This window comes from Arthrobacter sp. TMN-49 (genome assembly GCF_054511095.1).
The window spans coordinates 23494-38460 of sequence record NZ_JBTNDH010000012.1 but is presented as its reverse complement, the minus strand read 5'-3'; the positions used below and the strand labels follow the sequence as shown (position 1 = coordinate 38460).

Annotated in this window: 15 protein-coding genes; 10 read left to right on the top strand and 5 right to left on the bottom strand. The window is 61.9% G+C overall.

The window, feature by feature from the left end; all coding sequences use genetic code 11:
• Positions 1–46: 46 nt before the first annotated feature.
• The 7 genes from ACX80E_RS07295 to ACX80E_RS07265 all read left to right on the top strand — a co-directional run bounded on the left by ACX80E_RS07295 (position 47) and on the right by ACX80E_RS07265 (position 6422).
• Positions 47–673 (top strand): MarR family transcriptional regulator, encoded by a 627-nt coding sequence (locus tag ACX80E_RS07295; protein WP_459301258.1) that lies wholly within the window; start codon positions 47–49, stop codon positions 671–673.
• 61 nt (positions 674–734) lie between these two features.
• Positions 735–1196, top strand: a complete 462-nt coding sequence (locus tag ACX80E_RS07290; RefSeq protein ID WP_459301257.1) for a hypothetical protein — start codon at positions 735–737, stop codon at positions 1194–1196.
• Between the two features lie 9 nt (positions 1197–1205).
• Positions 1206–1499, top strand: coding sequence for a YciI family protein (locus tag ACX80E_RS07285; RefSeq protein ID WP_459301256.1), 294 nt, complete (start codon positions 1206–1208; stop codon positions 1497–1499).
• Between the two features lie 128 nt (positions 1500–1627).
• Positions 1628–2794 carry a flavodoxin-dependent (E)-4-hydroxy-3-methylbut-2-enyl-diphosphate synthase gene (gene ispG / locus ACX80E_RS07280; RefSeq protein WP_459301255.1) on the top strand — a complete coding sequence of 389 codons (1167 nt, stop codon included), beginning with the start codon at positions 1628–1630 and terminating at the stop codon, positions 2792–2794.
• 88 nt (positions 2795–2882) lie between these two features.
• Complete coding sequence (locus tag ACX80E_RS07275) at positions 2883–3644, top strand: GNAT family N-acetyltransferase (RefSeq protein WP_459301254.1); 762 nt, start codon at positions 2883–2885, stop codon at positions 3642–3644.
• Positions 3645–3851: 207 nt separating this feature from the next.
• Positions 3852–5879, top strand: a complete 2028-nt coding sequence (locus tag ACX80E_RS07270; RefSeq protein ID WP_459301253.1) for an oxidoreductase — start codon at positions 3852–3854, stop codon at positions 5877–5879.
• Positions 5880–5888: 9 nt separating this feature from the next.
• Positions 5889–6422 (top strand): PadR family transcriptional regulator, encoded by a 534-nt coding sequence (locus tag ACX80E_RS07265; RefSeq protein WP_459301252.1) that lies wholly within the window; start codon positions 5889–5891, stop codon positions 6420–6422.
• A 19-nt stretch (positions 6423–6441) separates the two neighbouring features.
• Here the strand turns inward: ACX80E_RS07265 and ACX80E_RS07260 are convergent, their stop codons facing one another.
• The 3 genes from ACX80E_RS07260 to ACX80E_RS07250 all read right to left on the bottom strand — a co-directional run bounded on the left by ACX80E_RS07260 (position 6442) and on the right by ACX80E_RS07250 (position 8351).
• Positions 6442–6714 (bottom strand): hypothetical protein, encoded by a 273-nt coding sequence (locus ACX80E_RS07260; protein WP_459301251.1) that lies wholly within the window; start codon positions 6712–6714, stop codon positions 6442–6444.
• Between the two features lie 87 nt (positions 6715–6801).
• On the bottom strand, positions 6802–7557 hold the full coding sequence (locus ACX80E_RS07255; protein ID WP_459301250.1) for an ABC transporter permease: 756 nt from the start codon (positions 7555–7557) through the stop codon (positions 6802–6804).
• Positions 7554–8351 (bottom strand): ABC transporter ATP-binding protein, encoded by a 798-nt coding sequence (locus tag ACX80E_RS07250; RefSeq protein WP_459301249.1) that lies wholly within the window; start codon positions 8349–8351, stop codon positions 7554–7556. The genes ACX80E_RS07255 and ACX80E_RS07250 overlap by 4 nt, the downstream gene beginning before the upstream one ends.
• Before the next feature lie 224 nt (positions 8352–8575).
• Here ACX80E_RS07250 and ACX80E_RS07245 point away from each other — a divergent pair, with 224 nt between their 5' ends.
• Both ACX80E_RS07245 and ACX80E_RS07240 read left to right on the top strand, forming a co-directional pair.
• A complete protein-coding gene (locus ACX80E_RS07245) occupies positions 8576–10369 on the top strand; it encodes a proline--tRNA ligase (protein WP_459301248.1) in 1794 nt (597 codons plus the stop codon).
• Positions 10370–10513: 144 nt separating this feature from the next.
• Complete coding sequence (locus ACX80E_RS07240; protein WP_459301247.1) at positions 10514–11314, top strand: sulfite exporter TauE/SafE family protein; 801 nt, start codon at positions 10514–10516, stop codon at positions 11312–11314.
• A 9-nt stretch (positions 11315–11323) separates the two neighbouring features.
• On the opposite strand, the gene ACX80E_RS07235 is transcribed toward ACX80E_RS07240, so the two are convergent.
• Both ACX80E_RS07235 and ACX80E_RS07230 read right to left on the bottom strand, forming a co-directional pair.
• Positions 11324–12310 carry an aminoglycoside phosphotransferase family protein gene (locus tag ACX80E_RS07235; RefSeq protein WP_459301246.1) on the bottom strand — a complete coding sequence of 329 codons (987 nt, stop codon included), beginning with the start codon at positions 12308–12310 and terminating at the stop codon, positions 11324–11326.
• 121 nt (positions 12311–12431) lie between these two features.
• A complete protein-coding gene (locus ACX80E_RS07230; RefSeq protein ID WP_459301244.1) occupies positions 12432–14168 on the bottom strand; it encodes a DUF4439 domain-containing protein in 1737 nt (578 codons plus the stop codon).
• A gap of 169 nt (positions 14169–14337) precedes the next feature.
• On the opposite strand from ACX80E_RS07230, the gene ACX80E_RS07225 reads away from it, so the two are divergent.
• On the top strand, positions 14338–14967 hold the full coding sequence (locus tag ACX80E_RS07225) for a ribosome maturation factor RimP (RefSeq protein WP_459301243.1): 630 nt from the start codon (positions 14338–14340) through the stop codon (positions 14965–14967).

Here is a 14967-nt window from a genome sequence, read left to right as displayed (position 1 = left end):
CCCCAAAATGGTTGATAGTTAACAAACAATCAATTATGGTTTATTCATGTTTGTGTTGACTATTGACCAGCGGGGCAGCCGCAGCCATGGCGACAAAGTTCCGCGGCTGCTGAGTCTGCTGGTTGACCTTGAGACCGTGCTACCTTTCGAGCGCTCAGTGGGCGATGAAATTCAAGGTGTCATGGGGGACCCTGGCGCCGTTGTTGAAGCGGTGGTGCGGGTTCTTCGGGAACGCGACTGGTACATAGGTATTGGTCTCGGTTCAGTGGACCTGCCCCTGCCGGAGAATTCTCGTGAAGCGTCCGGGGACGCCTTTGTGGCAGCCCGGGAAGCGGTGGACGCAGCAAAAAAAATGGGTGACCGCGTGCCGCTGTGCACGAAGACGCCATATGCGTCGGTCGCGAAATGGCTCGATGCCGCCGAGGCTGTCCTCGTTCTGGCAGGGGATGTGGTCAGGCGCAGGTCTGCGGCCGAATGGCGGGTACTGGACGCGCTGGCAGCCGCGCCCGGTGTTGCCCAGAAAGACGTGGCCCGGCAGCTGGGTATCAGCCCGCAAGCCGTCAGCAAGGCCATTCTGCGCTCTGCTCGCCAAGAGGTAAACAATGGGCGGGAGGCCGCGTCTCTCCTTTTGAGTCAGGCGCAACAAGCCCTTAATGTCAGTGCCACCGGCTAGTTTAGAGAGCACAGTCGTACCAGCGCCCAGCCGTGGGAATTCGTTGGTGCAGGGAGGTCCCATGGAAGCAATTTGGATAGGCGTGGCACTTGTTGTTGCGGTGCTCGGCGGGTGGCCAGTGACAGCCGGGCTGCTCAAATCCGCCCAATCAAAAACCATCCGGGCGGTGGATGACGCAGAATCCGGTACGGACGGTGTAGCGGAAACGCCGGCGCAGGAAAACGCAGTGCCGGAAACTCCAGTGCCGGAAACTCCAGTGCCGGAAACGCCGGCTCAGGTTCCGCGCGGTGACGTTTTGCGTGGCGGATTGCTCATAGGTTTCTTGGAACGCGCGGCCGTGGCCGTAGCAATCTTCTCCGGGCAGCCGGTAGCTATCGCCTACGTGGTGGCCATCAAGGGCCTGGGCAGGTATCCGGAACTCAAGGACACCCCTGCCGCCAGCGAACGGTTCATCATTGGCACCCTGGCCTCAATGTTGTGGGCGGCCAGCGTTGCTGCGGTCACAAAGGCTCTGCTGCTATAGGGTGAATCCATGTCTATTTTTGCTGTTGAGTACGTATACGGTCCTGAAGCTGAAGCTGCCCGCGTGGAGCACCGCCCCGCGCACCGCCAGTGGCTGGCTGGTCAAGCTGAGGCTGACGTAGTTCTCGCCTCGGGCCCCTATCTTGACGGTGCTGGTGCCTTGCTGATTTTCCGTGCAGCAGATGAAGCCGCCATGCGTGAACTTTTGGCACAAGATCCAATGTGCTCGGGCGGGGGCGTCACCGGCATGAAGATTTCTGCCTGGAACCCTGCCATCGGCCAGCTCAGCGGCTACGTGGCCTAGACCTCATTCGTCCGCAAAAAGCGGGGATCAAGCCTACAATCAATGGTAGATACTGCGAGATTCCTTAGCGGCGCCAACCACCGGTGCCCGTGCCGCAATACTTGAAAATGAACTCCAAGGAGCCTATTTTGACCTCCGTCAGTCTCGGAATGCCGCCACTGCCCCCGCCGGTGCTTACCCCCCGACGTAAAACCCGGCAGATCAAGGTCGGCCCGGTAGGTGTTGGCTCTGACTCGCCCATCAGCGTGCAGTCTATGACCACCACTCCCACCACTGACATCAACGCAACGTTGCAGCAGATTGCTGAATTAACTGCGTCCGGTTGTGACATTGTGCGTGTGGCCTGCCCGTCGCAGGATGATGCCGACGCGTTGCCCATCATTGCCCGCAAGTCACAGATTCCTGTCATTGCCGACATCCACTTCCAGCCCAAGTATGTTTTTGCGGCCATTGAAGCTGGCTGTGCAGCGGTGCGCGTGAACCCCGGGAACATTCGCAAGTTTGATGACCAGATCAAGGAGATCGCCCGGGCCGCCAAGGACCACGGAACGTCAATCCGCATCGGCATCAACGCTGGTTCCTTGGAGCCGGGCATCATGAAAAAGTACGGCAAGGCAACACCTGAGGCATTGGTGGAGTCCGCCGTGTGGGAGGCGTCCTTGTTTGAGGAGCACGGCTTCCACGACTTCAAAATCTCCGTCAAGCACAATGACCCCGTCATCATGGTGGCAGCGTATGAAATGCTCGCCGAGCAGGGCGACTGGCCCTTGCACCTGGGCGTCACAGAAGCGGGCCCAGCCTTCCAGGGCACCATCAAGTCGGCCGTTGCTTTTGGTGCCCTGCTCTCCAAGGGCATTGGTGACACCATTCGTGTGTCACTGTCCGCCCCGCCGGTGGAGGAAATCAAGGTTGGCAATCAGATCCTGCAGTCGCTGAATCTGCGCCCCCGCAAGCTTGAAATTGTTTCCTGTCCCTCCTGTGGCCGCGCCCAAGTGGATGTGTACAAACTGGCCGAAGAAGTCACCACCGGCCTTGAGGGGATGGAAGTTCCCTTGCGCGTCGCCGTTATGGGTTGCGTGGTCAACGGACCTGGCGAAGCCCGCGAAGCAGACCTTGGCGTGGCCTCCGGAAACGGCAAGGGACAGATCTTTGTGAAGGGACAAGTCATCAAGACTGTTCCCGAAGACCAAATTGTTGAGACACTCATTGAAGAAGCCATGAAACTAGCCGAACAGATGGAGTCCGATGCCGATGACGCGACTCTCCAAGGTGGCCCCGTGGTTAGCGTTTCCTAAGGCGCCGCCCCAGCTGCCGGTGCGCGTCCTGGTCCACACGGACACGGACGCGCTCCGGCGCTTGATAGCACGAGATCGAGTGGCAAACGTGTTTGTCGATTCGCTCATCGAGCAAAGCAACAGTGCCGTGCCCGCCTTTCCGGGGGCCGTCATGTTGGGCATCTTTAAGGACGACGGCGTAAGCCTGGCCGCCGCTTGTTGGGTAGGTTCCAATGTGGTGCCCGTCGAAGCAACGGCCGAGCACGCCACGTATTTTGGCCAGTGGATTGTTGACCACTGGCAGCCGCATGCCTCCATTTTTGGGCCGGCCGAGGCCACACTTGCCTTGATGGATGTGTTGCACAAGGCGGGAATTTCGGCCCAGGAAATCCGCGCCAATCAGCCCCTGTTGACCATTTCCGGGGCTCCACTGGTGGAGCCGAACCCGGCCCTTACCGTGAGTAGGAGCGGGCAGTTCAGCGAGATCCTGGCCGCTGCCGCCGCCATGTTTGAGGAAGAAGTAGGTTACTCGCCGTTTCTTGGCGGTGCCGAAAGCTACCGTCGCCGCGTTGCCTGGCTCATCAGCCACGGATATTCCTTCAGCCATGATGAACCCCATGGCGAGATCATCTTCAAGGCCGATCTCGGTGCAGTCACCCGGCACGCCACACAGGTGCAAGGGGTGTGGCTGAACCCGCAGTACCGGGGGACAGGCCTCAGTGCCGGGTACATGGCGGCCGTTGTGGTTCTGGCCCAGGCCCACGCGCCAATCACCAGCCTCTATGTCAACGACTACAACACCCGCGCGCGGGCAAGCTATGAGCGCGTGGGGTTTATACAAGTCGGCACCTTCGCCACTGTTTTGTTCTGATCGCCAACCTTCTGCGCTGACTGGACAGATAATGCCGTTTTGCCCGCACCAAAGCGGCATTATCTGTCCAGTCAGAAGTTCGGCGCGGCAGGACCCAGTTTCTAACACCTGGCTCGCCCCGATTTTCCGCACCCAAGACGGGGCTGTAACTCATATCACCGAATCCGCGCTACGATTATGCAACTTGTTGCGCAAAGGAGTGCATTGATGAACGCTGGCCAGTACCCCCACTTGTTCGCCCCGCTTGATCTGGGCTTCACCACCTTGCCCAACCGGGTGTTGATGGGATCCATGCACGTGGGTTTGGAGGAACGCCCCGGCGGCTTTGAGCGCATGGCCGCCTTCTACGCCGAGCGCGCCCGAGGCGGCGTTGCCCTGATGGTGACGGGGGGTATTTCACCCAACGACGCGGGCCGCCCCATGAAGGGTGGCGCGAAACTCAGCACCGCCGAAGAAGCAGAGCACCACAAGGTGGTCACGGCGGCAGTGCATGCAGAAGGTGGCAGGATCGCCCTGCAGCTGCTCCACTTTGGCCGCTACGCGTCCCACCCGGATCTGGTGGCACCCAGTGCCGTCCAGGCGCCCATCAGCCCGCTCACTCCCCAACCCCTCAGCGGGGCAGAAGTGGAGCAAACCATTGAGGACTTTGTCCACGCCGCCCAGCTGGCCCAGTCGGCAGGCTACGACGGCGTGGAAATCATGGGGTCCGAAGGGTACCTGATCAACGAGTTTGTGGCACGGCGCACCAACCACCGCAGCGATGAATGGGGTGGTTCCTATGAGAACCGGATACGGTTCCCGGTGGAAATCGTCCGCCGCACCCGTGAGCGTGTGGGGGAGAACTTCATCATCATCTACCGGCTCTCCATGCTGGATCTGGTGGAGGACGGCTCCACCCTGGAAGAAGTCATCGCCTTGGCGCAGGCGGTTGAGGGGGTCGGTGCCACCATCATCAACACAGGCATCGGCTGGCACGAGGCGCGCATTCCCACCATCGCCACCTCCGTCCCGCGGGCAGGCTATGCCTGGGTCACCAAAAAAGTCATGGGTGCTGTCGGCATTCCGCTGATCACCACCAACCGCATCAACACCCCTCAGGTGGCCGAGCAGCTCCTGGCAGACGGCACAGCCGACATGGTTTCCATGGCGCGGCCGTTCCTGGCGGACGCATTCTTCATGCGGAAAGCCCAGCAGGGTCGCAGCGATGAGATCAACAGCTGCATCGCCTGCAACCAGGCCTGCCTTGACCACACCTTCGTGGGCAAAACGTCGTCGTGCCTGGTCAATCCGCGTGCCTGCCACGAAACAGAGATCGTCATAGCGCCCACGGTGGAGCCCAAGAAACTGGCGGTGGTGGGTGCCGGTCCGGCGGGGTTGGCGTTCGCCATCACGGCCGCCGAGCGCGGACACCGGGTGACGCTCTTTGACTCCGCCGCCGAGATTGGCGGCCAATTCAACCTGGCCAAGCAGATCCCGGGCAAGGAGGAATTCCATGAAACCATCCGGTACTTTGCCCGCCAGATCCAGCTGCGCGGCATCGAGCTGCGCTTGAATACCCGGGCCACGGCCGAATCCATTGCCGCCGAAACCTTTGATGAGGTGGTGTTGGCGACAGGTGTCACCCCGCGCATTCCCGAGGTCGACGGCGTTGCTCACCCCAGCGTCGTGAGCTACCTTGACGTGCTCCGGGACAAGAAGCAGGTGGGTGCAAAGGTGGCGATCCTGGGCGCGGGCGGCATTGGTTTTGACGTGGCCGAATACATTACGGCGCACGGCACCAGCGCCACCCTTGTCCCGGAAAAATTCTACCTCGAGTGGGGCATCGACACGCACTACACAGGTGCCGGCGGCATCACGGCGCCCCAGCCGCAACGCCCGGACCGCCAGGTGGCCCTATTCCAGCGCAAGGAAACCAAGGTGGGGGCCGGCCTAGGCAAAACCACCGGCTGGATCCACCGCGCAACCCTGAAAGCTAAGGGGGTGCAGATGGTGCCGGGTGTGGAGTATCAAAAGATTGACGACGCCGGACTCCACCTGCGCGTGAACGGTGCCGACACAATCCTTGCCGTCGACACAGTGATTCTGTGCACGGGGCAAGAACCCCAACGCGAACTCCTGGCAGGGCTGGAAGCCGCCGGCGCCGTCGTCCATGTCATTGGGGGAGCCGATGTTGCGGCCGAACTCGATGCCAAGCGGGCCATTGACCAGGGCACCCGCCTCGCCGCAAGGATCTAAGGGGCGTCCATGTCATTGGCACAAGCAATCTTGACCTCGCTCCTGGAAAAGCCCTGCACAGGGGCGGAATTGGCGCGGCGCTTTGATAAGTCGCTGGGTCATTTTTGGCAGGCCACGCACCAGCAGATTTACAAGGAGCTGGGCAAGCTAGAGCACAGTGGTTGGGTACAAGCCCACGGGCTGGCGGCAACGCGCGGGCAACAACGGCACTTTGAGGTTCTGGCGCCGGGGCGGGCTGCGCTGGAATCTTGGTGTGCCGTGCCGGGGGAGCCACGCCCCATCCGGGATGAACTGTTGGTGCGCTTGCGGGCGGCAGCCGTGTTGGGAAATGTTGATGTGAAGCCTGAGCTGCTGCGCCACCAGGACTTGCATGCGCAAACTTTGGGCCGCTACCTAGCCATCGGGGCGCACGACTTTCCCTCCGGGGCACAGCTGTCTGCCTCCGATGAGCTGCAGTTGGCTGTTTTGCGGGCCGGCATTGAGTATGAACGGTCGTGGCTGCGATGGTGTGAGCAGACGCTTGTGGACGTTTCTGCTCGCTAGCACCGGGGCCGCGTGCACACTAGCCGCTGGCGGATTCCTGTTCGGCCGCGTGGGCCTTGACCATCTGGGCTGTCGATTCAAACAGCGCCGCCGTCTGCCCGATGACAGGGGCGTATGACGACTGCCAGGCATGCCGGAACACGAAGGCGTCGGGGCCTTCCCAGCGCAGACTGTTGTTAATTTTGGCGCTTAAATCGTTCTTAACGGTCAGCAAAACACTGGTGGCGTGCTCCAGTTCAACGGCGAATTGCCGCAAGTCCTCCGGGTCTGCGCCGTGCAAGCCAGTGCTCATTGATTCTCCCGCACATTCCCAATTCGTTGAACCTCAACTCTAAACGGTTGTGCCAGCGCCAGGCGATGGGCAGAGCTACCCATGGCCTCACGCAGTCCGGCGCCGCAACGTCAAGGACGCCAGCAATAACCCGGCCACCACAAAAGCCGCCACCACCACAAGATCGCTCACCAGGGCGGAGCTTGGACTGGCGTGGGCGGCCACTTCCTGTAGGCCATCCACGGCATAGCTCAGTGGCAGAACGTTGGAGATTGCCTCTAAAACACTGTTCATGTTCTCCCGCGCCACAAAGAGCCCGCACAGCAGGATTTGTGGAACAACGACCACCGGCATGAACTGGACGGCCTGGAATTCGGTGGTGGCAAAGGCCGAACACAACAACCCCAACGCCACGCCCAGAACAGCCGTCAGCACAGATATCAACACCACCCAACCAGCATTCCCAGCGATCGCCAGCCCAAAAATCCAGTAGGCGGTGGCCGTGGCCACCAAGGCTTGCAGGCCCGCCATGATGGAGAACGCCAAGGCATAGCCAAACAACAGATCAGCTTTGTGAATGGGGGTTGTCAACAGCCGTTCAAGGGTTCCCGAGGTCCGCTCGCGCAACATGGTGATGGAGGTGACCAGAAACATCACCACAAACGGGAAGATACCGAGCATCATCAGGCCCACCCGGTCAAAGGTGCGCGGCTGCCCCGGCGCAAGCGTTTCGTTTTGATACAACCAATACACCAAGGCCAACAATACGGCCGGAACCGCCAAGATCATGCCAATGCTGCGCGGATCGCCCTTGAGCTGGCGCAGGACACGAACACAGGTGGCCCACATCAGGGAGAGATTCATGACGCGGCCTCTGCGGCGGATTCCGCAGCCTGGATCAGCCGCAGGAAGGCCAGCTCCAGATCGTCGGTCTCGCCCTGGATGCGCAGTTGTGCCGGCGTCAGCTGGGCCAAGAGCATGCCCTCACGCAGGAGCAGCAGGGAATCACAATGCCCTGCTTCTTCCATGACATGGCTGGAAATGATGAGTGTGGTGCCCTCGGCGGCCATCTGTGAAAACTGTTTCCACAGATCCGCCCGCAGCACCGGATCCAAGCCCACGGTGGGTTCATCCAACACCAGAAGTTGTGGCCTGCCCACCAAGGCGCAGGCCAAGGAGGCGCGGCTGAACTGCCCGCCAGACAAATCCCGGGCCTTGCGTTTGGCAAAGTCGGCCAACCCCACAGCCGCCAACACGGCGTGCGCGTCCTCTTTGCCGCGGCCATGCACGGCGGCAAAGTACCGCACATTGTCCAGCACGCTGAGGTCCTTATACACGCTGGCCGCCTGGGTGACATAGCCGACGTCGTTCCTGTTCTGCGGATCACCTGCCGGACGGCCCAGCACGCTCACGGTGCCGGCGGACACCTTTTGAACACCCACCAGGGCCCGCATCAGGGTAGTTTTCCCACTGCCCGAGGGACCCAGCAGCCCCGTGATGCGCCCGTGCTGGATATTGCAGGAAATGTTTGCCAGCACAGTGGCCTGGCCGCGACGAACCCGCAGACCCTCAACGCTGACACTGATGGGGCCGTTCGTGCCCGAGAGGTTGGCAGGGACGGGAGCTGGGGCGGGCGACGCTGCTTTGTGAGACATCATCTCTCCAAGATTGCCGGTGCATGAACCTATTCACACAAACTAGACCCGCCGGGAACAGCTGTCCAGAAAAGCAAGAACCGTCCGAAAAACCGGTGATTGCCTGAAGCTGCGCGCTGGACCGCTGCGGCGCGTGTGCCAGAGCATTGCCTGAACCGGTAGATTAGTACCTGTGCGTCTGTATCCACGACAGCACCTACCAACTTCAAGAAACGGAAAATCTGCCCGTGGCACTTCGCCTTTCCACACTCTTTTTACGTACCCTGCGTGAAGATCCCGTCGACGCCGAAGTCGACAGCCACAAACTGCTGCTGCGCGCCGGCTACATCCGCCGTGCAGCGCCGGGCATTTACACCTGGCTCCCCTTGGGCCTGCGCGTGCTGCGCAAGGTTGAGGCCATTGTGCGCGAAGAGATGGACGCGATTGGTGCCCAGGAAGTTCACTTCCCGGCCCTGCTGCCCAAGGAGCCTTACGAGCAGACCAACCGCTGGCAGGAATACGGTGACGGCATCTTCCGCCTCCAGGACCGCAAGGGTGCTGACTACCTGCTGGCCCCCACGCACGAGGAAATGTTCACGCTGCTGGTCAAGGACCTGTACTCCTCGTACAAGGACCTGCCGCTGAGCCTGTACCAGATCCAGAACAAGTACCGCGACGAAGCCCGTCCCCGTGCCGGGCTGCTGCGTGGCCGCGAGTTCATCATGAAGGATTCCTACTCCTTTGACATTGACGACGCCGGACTGGACGCCAGTTACATGGCTCACCGCGGTGCCTACTTGCGTATTTTTGCGCGCCTGGGCCTGGCAGTCATCCCGGTGGCGGCCACGGCCGGGGCGATGGGTGGCTCCAAGAGCGAAGAGTTCCTGCACCCCATGGCCATCGGTGAAGACACCTTTGTGCGTTCGGCCGGCGGCTATGCAGCCAACGTTGAGGCAGTCACCACGGTTGTGCCGGCGGAGATTGATTTCAGCAACGCACCGGCAGCCGTGGTGCGGGACACCCCCGACACACCCACCATTGAGACGTTGGTGGCGGCTGCGAACCAGCTGGCACCGCGTGCCGCAGGTGCTTGGACGGCAGCAGACACCCTGAAGAACGTGGTTCTGGCCGTTAACCTGCCCGCAGGCGGTCGCCAGATTGTTGTTGTGGCCCTGCCGGGCGACCGCGACGTGGACCTCAAGCGCATCGAAGCCAACATTGGCACCCACCTGTCAGTCGGTGGTGAAGTGGTTGTTGAAGCCGCCAACGAGGGCGACTTGAAGAAGCACCCGGGACTCTTCAAGGGCTACATCGGCCCGGGCTTGAGCCTTGACGCAGCCGTTCTGGGCACCGAAGGCGCCACGAAGCTTTTGTTCCTTGTTGATCCGCGCGTTGTTTCCGGCACCACCTGGATCACCGGCGCCAACGAAGACGGCAAGCACGTTTTCGGCCTGGTTGCCGGACGCGACTTCGTGTGGGATGGCACCATCGAGGCGGCACAGGTCCGTGCAGGCGATCCTGCCCCCGACGGCTCCGGTCCCTTGGAAACTGCTCGCGGCATCGAAATGGGCCACATTTTCGCCCTGGGCCGCAAGTACAGCCAAGCCATGGACCTGAAGGTCCTGGACAAGAACGGCAAGCTGGCAGTCGTCACCATGGGCTCCTACGGGATCGGTGTCACCCGTGCGGTGGCCGCCCTGGCCGAATCCAACCACGACGACAAGGGCCTGATCTGGCCGGCCAATGTGGCCCCCGCTCACGTCCACGTGGTGGCGGTAGGTCGTGGCGAGGAAATCTATGACACTGCAGCGCAGCTGAGCGTGGATTTGGAAGCAGCCGGACTTGAAGTCATCTACGATGACCGTCCCAAGGTTTCCCCCGGCGTGAAGTTCGCCGACGCAGAACTGTTGGGCGTCCCCACCATCCTGGCCGTGGGCCGCGGACTGGCCGATGGCGTTGTGGAAATCAAGAACCGCGCCACAGGCGAAGCCGAGAATGTGGCAGTAGCCAAGGCCGTGCAGTACATCCTCGACAACCGCTAACCTCGGGAACTGACCCGCAGAAAACGCCGAAAATCACGGTAAAACCGTGACTTTTCGGCGTTTTCTGCGGGTCAGTTTGCCGAGGGGTTCACCTTTGGGAGATCCCGCGGAGGGTTAGTCATTTGACACGGAGAGGGGAATTGTATGATTTCCGGATTTGAGGACATCACCACCGCCACGATTCTGTTGATCATTGTGGCCGGATTTGCGGCCGGCTGGATCGACGCCGTGGTGGGCGGGGGCGGGCTGTTGCAGCTTCCCGTGCTGCTGATGATCCCGGGCATCACCCCCGTCCAAGCGCTGGCCACCAACAAGATGGGCTCCATCTTCGGCACGGCCACCAGTTCGGTGACGTACTACAGTCGCGTTAAACCTGACATGCGCACGGCCCTGCCCATGGCCGGTGTGGCGCTGTTGGGCAGTCTCGGCGGGGCCGTGGTGGCGGCCAGCCTGCCAGGCTCAGTCTTCAAACCCATCATTGTGGTGGCCCTCGTGGTGGTGCTGTTGTTCACAGTCTTCAAACCCAACATTGGCGAGCTGACAGCCCTGCGCCACTCGGGCAGCAAACACTACGTTGTGGCTGTCTGCATCGGCGGCCTGATCGGCTTTTACGACGGCCTCATTGGGCCAGGCACCGGATCGTTCCTGGTCATAGCCATGGTCAGCCTCATGGGTTATGCCTTCCTGGAGGCCAGCGCCAAGGCCAAAATCGTCAACCTGGCAACCAACGCAGGAGCCCTCTTGTTCTTCCTGCCGCATGGATCACTGCTGTGGGGAGTGGGCCTGGTCCTGGGCTTTGCCAATATGGCAGGTGGCTATCTTGGCGCCCGCACAGCAGTCAAACAAGGCAGCAAGTTCATCCGGATAGTGTTCCTGGTGGTGGTGAGCGCGTTGATCCTCAAACTGGGTGTGGATGTCTGGAACGAAAACGTCGTCAACAGTTAGAGACTGCGCTCAGTACAGCACCTTGAGCTGTTGCGCCTCAGGAAGACCGGGGAGGGTTTTGCCCGTCATGGTGCTGGCCACCCACAAAGACCGCAGGGCGTCACCCCTGCTTCCCGGCTCTTCCAGGTAGCACAGGGCATTCTCCACTTCCCGCACCACTGACCACTGCACAGCCAGGTCCGGATCCAGTCCCGCCGCGGTGGCCAATGCGGACGCTCGACGCCGGAGCGCGGCCTCGGTGTTGCGTGGCGGCAGGTCCCGGAGACGGTTCCACAGACACGGTGCGACGGCAAATTCGGCATCGCCAAGCTGCGCCTGCGGATCAATGGCCAGGTACTCAGCGCCGTCCAGCCGGGCCAGAGCATTCTTGTAATGCAAGTCCGTGTGGACAAGGACGTCGTTACTGCTGCGGCGGGCGACAGCACCACGGGTCTGGCAAACCTCCAAGGCAGCTTCCAGGAGCCACCGCGGAAACGGTTCATCGAGCTCGGCCCACCGCTGAGGCAATTCGTCGCAGTATCGTTCGGCGGTGGCAGCGATCTGGGGGATAGCCGCCCATGACTGGCGATTGTCGGGGCGAATGCTCAGGGCTTTCACCAGCTCACCCCACCGGGCCACGGCCTCATCCATGGGCAATTCCAGCAGCGAACGGCTGTCATCCAGCCTCTCAAGGAGCATGGCGCCCAATGATTCATCGCTCGCCAAAACGTGCACGGTTCCGTGACCGTCCCAAAGTTTCAGCGCAACAGGCTCCAACAACGCCTCCTCGTAAGGGAAGGCGATCTTCAACGCGGCTGTTGCCCCTGACTGTGTCAGCACGGGAACAACAACACCCGTGTGCCCGTGCCACGGCAAGGCGCCAGGGGGCAAGTCAACACGAAGCCGCCATTGTGTCAGGGCCTGGGCAATGAACCCGGGCAGATCGCCCAACCACAAGCGCCCTTCGTGGGTGCCGCGGTGACGCTGTTGCAGGGCTTCAGGAATCTGTACGCTCATGGACACACCCCGAGTTTAGCCGCTGGCAGCTGGGATAGCCCTCCGGCGTCTGCCGCGCATGAATCGGCCCGGGAAGTTCACCGGAACCACGCAAGCCGCGGGGCGTCTGGTCCCATGGGTGCTACGGCGCTGCGGTGGTGGTGGGCGGGGAAGCCTCGGCCAGCCCAGGCAATGCGCCGATGGTTCCACCCCACGTGGACTGGGCCTGCGCCGAATCCAACAACCAGGTGACCGAGATTTCGCGCAGCATGCTGGCGTTCGAGGGCTCCTGGCTGGGCACGGTGGTGGCGGTAGTGGCCGATGCCGGGGTGGCTGCTGAGTCATCCTGGGCGGTGCTGAGTGCGGCGAGATCACCGTAAATGGCGCCCAGCTCGGACTCCAACCCGGCCAGGGCCTTCACGGGCGCGGTCGTGAACGTTGCCGCCAGGGCGAACCCTGCCACAGGTGTGGCCAGCGGCAGGCACCGAAGTGCCAGCTCGTCATTGAGTACCTGCAGTTTTTGCTGGTGCCGGGCCAGCAACTGCTCCGAAGCGCTAAATTCCGGTTCCGCAAACCGGGTGGTGGCCACTTGGTAAGCGTAAACAGCCTTCTGCTCACCCAGGGCTGCAGCGCGGAGCGCCGCATCAATGGTTAAGCCTGGCCGTGGCTCCAAGGTGGATTTGCACGCCGGCCCCGCTGGCGCGGGGAAGTCGATGCGCGCCGGCAGGAACGTTGTTGGCTGCTGGGCCGTCCCGACAACAGTGCTGAGGTTTCGGCTCCGCAACAGTTGGCTGGTCCCCACGGCAGCAAAAACTCGCCCCATGGCGTGCTCGGCGTTCACCGCGTTACTCAGCAACTCTTCGCCGTTGGCATGCAGGGCCGCACCGAGCTGGGTAAGTGTGGTGGGCGCGGGTGCTGTTGTCGTGGTCGTGGCCGTGTTGGCCGGCAAACCGTCGCTCAGGGCGGCTACTTGCACAGCCAGCTCCTTGGCCGTTGCGGTGAGAAGTTCCTGCACTTTCGCACCGCTCGCTGAACTACCCAATTGGGTGGTTTGAGCCAAGATCAGTGTTGTCTTTTCCCAGGCCGCCTGACGGTTTGCCTCCGTTTGGGACGGGCCAACAGCTAGTTCGTCCCGATCGGCGAGCACCGTACCCAGCCCCACCACCAAGGTGGAGATGACGAGCAGAAAGAACAATCCACGGGCGAAGGAGAAGTACTTGTTTCTGCGCTTGCCGGGCCTATCCGGAGTTTGTTTCCTGTCAGAGGGCGCAGCGGCGTCTGAGCTCACATCAGCCACCGCAGCTGACGGGGTTGCTGCTGCCTCGACGGACACGGGCGGTGCAACGGCGGCGCCGGGTGACCCGTTTTGCTCGGCCAGACGCCGTTCGCGCCGGGACAGTGGGAAAGCTGGTTCCGCCACAAGCTCCGCGGCGGGGGCTGCTTCCGCCACATGCACTGTTGCAGGGGCGTCGGCTTCGGCGTCAGTTTCGGCGTCGGCCGACACGTCTCCAGAAGTCTCGTCAGTGGTGACCGGGGCGGTCTCAGCGGCTACGTCCTGCGGCGAATCAGCGTCCACCGAGGCAACGCCGGTGGGTTCGGCGTCGGTGGCGTCCGGGGCCGGCAACGTCGGCGACGCAGCCCCTGGAGCAGGGGCTGTAGTGGTTGAAGAAATGGGGGCGGGCGTCGGCACAATCATGCCGTCGGCGTCGATGACCAGCAGAGCCGGTGCGCCAACACTCGTCTTGGCGGGAGCACCGGCCGGAGCCGTGGCCCGGCGCGGACCATTGCGGGGGGACTTCGCCGCGGCAACGGGGGCATCGGGAGCCGCCACAGCGGGGGTTTCGGCCGTGGAGTTGGCTGCAGAACGTGGATTGGTCACAACTGCTGATCATCTCATGATTGCTCCGGGAATCGCGCACTGACGGGGGCCGTGCCGGTAAAGTTGTGCAGTAGTGCGTTCATACTCACACTCATTCCGTTCAGCGGCAGGCCCGGAAACTCGGTAGTCTATATATCTACAACATCATCAATAGGGAGGCGGGCGTCCAATGGCCAAGCCAGATAGGCCCAAATCGGCCGCACGCTCAGAGCACTCACACCCAGCCCTAGACACTGTGGCTGAGGCGCTAAGACTTCACGAACTCTTAGCCCCCACGGTGACGGCAGCGAATCTTTACTTGGAAGACGTAAAAGTTCACTTATCCGGCGCCCACCGCACGGTGTCGGTGGTTGTTGATCTGGCCGAGGACGGCTCCGGCGGTGTTGGACTGGACGCAATTTCAGCCATTTCCCGCGAACTCTCCGACGTGATGGATGCAGATCCCTACGACGACGGACGCGCCTACGACCTGGAAATCTCCTCTCCCGGGGCCACCCGCCCCTTGACCGAACCACGGCACTGGCGGCGAGCCCTGGGCCGCATGGTGAAGGTCAATGCGGTGGAGCGGGAAAACTTTATGGGCCGGGTCCTGGCTGTGGAGGACGACGGCGTGCTTTTCAAGCCCGAACTGCCGGTAAAAAAGGGTATGAAGGCCAAACAGGGCGAAGTCGAAAAAGTCTTGTTTACGGCCATTCGCCGTGGTGTTGTTGAGCTGGAATTTGCTCGCCTGGATGAGGCCGAGCTCGATTTGGAATTTGAACCGACTGGCGGCAACGCAGTCGATGGAGAGGGAAGCTGA

Bases quoted from the DNA above. Each gene is read 5' to 3' on its own strand.
- ACX80E_RS07295 (WP_459301258.1), top strand. From the start codon at position 47: ATGTTTGTGTTGACTATTGACCAGCGGGGCAGCCGCAGCCATGGCGAC.
- ACX80E_RS07290 (WP_459301257.1), top strand. From the start codon at position 735: ATGGAAGCAATTTGGATAGGCGTGGCACTTGTTGTTGCGGTGCTCGGC.
- ACX80E_RS07285 (WP_459301256.1), top strand. From the start codon at position 1,206: ATGTCTATTTTTGCTGTTGAGTACGTATACGGTCCTGAAGCTGAAGCT.
- ACX80E_RS07270 (WP_459301253.1), top strand. From the start codon at position 3,852: ATGAACGCTGGCCAGTACCCCCACTTGTTCGCCCCGCTTGATCTGGGC.
- ACX80E_RS07265 (WP_459301252.1), top strand. From the start codon at position 5,889: ATGTCATTGGCACAAGCAATCTTGACCTCGCTCCTGGAAAAGCCCTGC.
- ACX80E_RS07260 (WP_459301251.1), bottom strand. From the start codon at position 6,714: ATGAGCACTGGCTTGCACGGCGCAGACCCGGAGGACTTGCGGCAATTC.
- ACX80E_RS07255 (WP_459301250.1), bottom strand. From the start codon at position 7,557: ATGAATCTCTCCCTGATGTGGGCCACCTGTGTTCGTGTCCTGCGCCAG.
- ACX80E_RS07250 (WP_459301249.1), bottom strand. From the start codon at position 8,351: ATGATGTCTCACAAAGCAGCGTCGCCCGCCCCAGCTCCCGTCCCTGCC.
- ACX80E_RS07240 (WP_459301247.1), top strand. From the start codon at position 10,514: ATGATTTCCGGATTTGAGGACATCACCACCGCCACGATTCTGTTGATC.
- ACX80E_RS07235 (WP_459301246.1), bottom strand. From the start codon at position 12,310: ATGAGCGTACAGATTCCTGAAGCCCTGCAACAGCGTCACCGCGGCACC.
- ACX80E_RS07225 (WP_459301243.1), top strand. From the start codon at position 14,338: ATGGCCAAGCCAGATAGGCCCAAATCGGCCGCACGCTCAGAGCACTCA.